The 1,756-nt window shown below is 56.2% G+C and carries 1 protein-coding gene; it reads right to left on the bottom strand.

The window, feature by feature from the left end; all coding sequences use genetic code 11:
• A partial coding sequence (ltrA, locus tag ACX80D_RS17720) for a group II intron reverse transcriptase/maturase (protein ID WP_459324178.1) occupies nt 1–1,263 on the bottom strand: 1,263 nt, incomplete at its 3' end.
• Nucleotides 1,264–1,756 lie beyond the last annotated feature (493 nt).

Below are 1,756 nucleotides of genomic sequence, written 5' to 3'. Positions count from 1 at the left end.
TGCCCGTTGAAGCACAGGGGAACCAGCAATACGCCAGTATGCTCTACTGCTCATGCCCCATTGATAGGCCAGATCCGGCCGTATCCCGAGACGTCGCAGATTCACTACCCGCGTACGCGGCCTCTTCCATTGCTTCCAGAGGACTTGGCGCATCCTACGCCTGAACCACTCATCTAGGTCAGAGAACTTCCTCGGTGTCTGAGACAACCGGAAGTAGCCCATCCATCCCCGAACGTAGCGGTTCAATCGCTCGGTGCGGTATTCCATGGAGACACTCCACTTCCGCGAGGTCAACTCCTTGATCCGCCGCTTCATGCGTTTAAACGCCTTCGCAGCGATGCGGATCTTGACCCCGGTTTTCGTGAAGTAAAACCCGAAACCCAGCAACGTTGCAACACTTGCTGGATTGATCACGGATTTCTCCCGGTTCACCCTCAATCTCAGGTCTGATTCAAGGACTTTCGTCGCCTGCACCAACACCCGTTGCGCGGCCCTTTTCGACTTCACAAACACCCTGATGTCATCGGCATACCGCACAAAACGGTGCCCACGACCCCAGAACTCCTGGTCAAAGTCATCCAACATGACGTTCGAAAGCAACGGAGACAACGGAGAGCCCTGAGGGGTTCCCTCCGTCGTTGCCCGACGCACACCATTGGCCATGATTCCCGCTTCAAGATAGCGACGAACCAATTTCAGAACCCGCGCATCCTTCACTTTCCGCGCAACCCTGGCCATGAGCACGTCATGGTTCACCCGATCAAAGAACGCATCAAGGTCAACCTCAACAACCCACCGATACCCCTGAGAAATCACCGTTTGGGCGACCTTCACAGCATCATGGGCGCTCTTACCCGGCCGGAACCCATAAGAGACCGGCACGAACCCCGGATCAAAGATCGGGGAAAGGACTTGCGCGATTGCTTGCTGAATCAACCGATCCAACACGGACGGTACCCCCAGCATCCTTTGCCCACCATCAGGCTTTGGAATCATCACCTGACGCACCGGCAACGGCGCATAAGTACCAGCATCAAGCGCTTCACGGGTCTGCACCCAATGTTCCAGACACCAAGCACGGAGTTCATCCGTACCGAGTCCGTCAACACCGGCAGCACCACGATTACGCTCGACACGCTTCAACGCAACCATCAGGTTCTGTCGGGAAAATACTTCCTCCCACAAATCCTGCTGATCCCTGACGTCATCCCCGATACCCGCCGATTCATCACTACGCACAGAAAGGGGCACTCCCGGATTCACCGGTACCTCCTAACATCCTCTGTCCCACGCTTTCGTGGGTTGGCTGCGATTCCTGTGTGAACACGAGAAATACCGCTTCAAACCATCAATTCCCAGCGTTCAGCCCTTCCCCACCACCAACAAGATCCCGGTGGGTACTATGGCCTCGGCTGACTTCTGCCCCATCAGCAACGACCCTTAAAGCCGCACCGCTCCACCCAAGAAAACAGGTGACGCACTGGAACAGACCTCCCCAGATAAGAACATTTACTTTCCCCCTGCCGCCGCCGCATTTACACACTGGCCGTTTCGATGGAACGGGCTTCACCATCTTCAGCCGGCTTACCCCAACCAGCATGCCTTCTATGCGGTTCGTGTCCCTCGGTGCAGGGATTTGCCTCCGGCTTCCTTCCCACCCCACCTCACGGTGACGCAGTTGCCATTGACTAGGTCTTAAACCACCTTCTCGACCAGAGGACTTTCACCTCCAAGCAAATGCCCATGCTGGGCGTAC

The organism is Arthrobacter sp. Sr24 (assembly GCF_054511175.1).
This window is presented reverse-complemented; position numbering and strand designations above follow the sequence as displayed.